We start from the raw sequence: 2,553 nt of genomic DNA on the forward strand, positions 1-2,553 counted from the left end.
GAGTTATATTTTAATATCGATGGTCTTGAATTTCATGGAAATGTAAGTTATTTGAAAGGCGGCCTAGCTTTTTCTAACATTGTCACAACTGTAAGCCCAAGTTATGCGGAAGAAATTCAAAGTCCTTATTTCGGGGAAAATCTGGATGGTTTTTTACGTAAGAGAAATGGTGACCTTAAAGGGATTATCAACGGAATCGATTATGAAGAATATAATCCGGCGGCAGATGAACATCTTGCTGTTCCATTCGATTCCTATGAGGGTAAGATGGAGAATAAGCGTCAGCTACAGGAATCGTTGGACCTTCCTGTAAATGAGGGGGTCCCGGTTATATCGATGGTAACCAGGCTTGTTGATCAAAAAGGAATTGATCTTATTCTCCATGTTTTTCATGAAATGATGAACCAAGGAGTTCAATTCATTCTCTTAGGTACGGGTGATGAGCAATATGAATCGGCATTTCGCCATTTAGCTGACCAATATCCAAATCAGGTTTCAGTCAATACATATTTTGATGAGGGTTTAGCAAGACGGATATATGCGGGTTCTGATTTATTCTTGATGCCGTCACAATTCGAACCATGTGGTATCGGCCAGCTTTTGGCGTTGCGGTATGGTACTCTGCCTTTAGTGAGGGAAACTGGCGGACTTCGGGATACTGTCATACCGTATAATCAATTTACTGGAAAAGGCAATGGCTTCAGTTTTACGAATTATAATGCACACGATATGCTTCATACAATTGAGCAATCTGTTGGTCTGTACAAATTCCAGCCGAAAAGGTGGCGGAAAATGGCCGAAAGTGCAATGAAGTTAGACTTCAGTTGGACATCATCTTCCTTAAAGTATATGGAGCTGTATGAAAGTTTGATTCCTGTCATGAAGTGAGTAATTGGATAGGTAATACACAAAGCACTTGCGAATAATGTTTTCGTAAGTGTTTTGTTTCTTTTACCATCAAATATGGGTATATGTATAGATATATATATAATATTGCTGTGTAGGAGAATGAAAAGATGAAAAGAAGAAGAATGGAATTTGTATTTTTATTTATTTTAATTGCTTCAATCTATATGATCCTGTTCACTCAAGTAAGCTTCGACGTGAAGCTATTTTTTATTGGATTATATATTTTGGTCATGTTTATTACCATATTTTCACTCATGCTTGAAAATAGATTTGCCCACGAGACCCTTTTGTGGATGTATGTGCTTTTATTTTTTCCTGTATTTGGATATGTATTTTATTTATTCTCAGGTCAGCTCTATTTAAAGGGGTATTTATTTCGAAGTAAAAGGAAAAAAGATCGTGAAGAATGGAAGAGCCTTGTCACACAGGTATCATCTCCAGATTTATCTTTCTTGAATAATCATCAGCAATCATTCGCAGCTTTTGCCAAAAATGCTTCTGAGACCATCATTAGTACATCATCGCAAACGGAAGTATTGAAAAATGGGAACGAAACGTTTACAGAAATCATAAAACAGTTAAAAAAAGCTGAGAAATTCATCCATATTGAATATTATATTTTTCGTTCCGACAGGCTTGGTACTGAAATTATAGATATACTTATTGAAAAAGCAAAAAGTGGTGTGGAAGTTTTATTCATTTTTGATGCTGCCGGAAGTTTAAGCCTTTCAAATAATGAAGTTAAACGGATGCAAAATGCCGGGATAAAAGCATATCCATTTTCTCCACTGAAACACGGATTTTTCAATCAAAAGTTTAATTTTAGGAATCACCGTAAAATCATCATCATAGATGGGGAAGTTGGCTTTGTTGGAGGTTTAAACGTAGGGGAGGAATATTTAGGACGAAATAAAAACATTGGTTTTTGGAGAGATACACATATGGTACTTAAAGGTGAAGCGGTATTTATGCTTCATACTGTTTTCCTTTTGGATTGGGAATATGTCAGTGGGGAAGATGTATTGCAAGAACGTCCAGAATTCAAGAATAAAGGGGAACAAGGGGATGGAGCCGTTCAGGTGGTAGCAAGCGGACCTGATACACAACAGGGAATCATGAGTGATTATTACTTTTCACTTATCACAAACGCGACTGAATCAATCTGGATTGCAAGTCCATACTTCGTACCTAATCAAGCGATTAAGGCAGCCATAAAACATGCGGCAATTAAGGGGATACAAGTTAGGGTCATGGTTCCGGCAGTAAATGATGGGTTTTTAACCCAATATGGAAGTCGCTCCTATTTCGGGGAGCTGCTACAATTCGGTGTAGAGGTATACTTGTATAAAAAGGGTTTTCTACATCAGAAACTTATTATCGTTGATGGTGATATGGCTTCCATAGGAACTGCAAATATGGATATGAGAAGTTTTCATCTGAATTTTGAAGTCAATGTCTTTCTTATGGGCAGCCATTCCATTGAAGATCTCATCATTCATTACAAAGAGGATATGTTGGATAGTGACAAACTAGATCCTATCGGATATAACAAGCGTGGTTTACTGGAACGTTCAAAAGAATCATTTGCCAGATTGTTTTCGAATGTACTCTAATGGGAAAAAAAGCAGATTAATAGTATAGTTG

Annotated in this window: 2 protein-coding genes; both read left to right on the forward strand. The window is 36.9% G+C overall.

Features of this window, described 5'->3' with window-relative positions:
• A partial coding sequence (locus ACFVSH_RS25305) for a glycogen synthase (RefSeq protein WP_387708505.1) occupies window positions 1-888 on the forward strand: 888 nt, incomplete at its 5' end.
• 128 nt (window positions 889-1,016) lie between these two features.
• Window positions 1,017-2,522: a cardiolipin synthase gene (cls, locus tag ACFVSH_RS25310; RefSeq protein ID WP_387708506.1), complete on the forward strand. Its 1,506-nt coding sequence runs from the start codon at window positions 1,017-1,019 to the stop codon at window positions 2,520-2,522.
• Window positions 2,523-2,553 lie beyond the last annotated feature (31 nt).

The sequence above is a fragment of the Peribacillus sp. NPDC058002 genome, assembly GCF_042886655.1.
In the GTDB taxonomy this organism is placed as follows: Bacteria; Bacillota; Bacilli; order Bacillales; family DSM-1321; genus Peribacillus; species Peribacillus aracenensis.

Excerpts from the sequence above, each read along its gene's own strand:
- cls (WP_387708506.1), top strand. The coding sequence starts at position 1,017 with ATGAAAAGAAGAAGAATGGAATTTGTATTTTTATTTATTTTAATTGCT.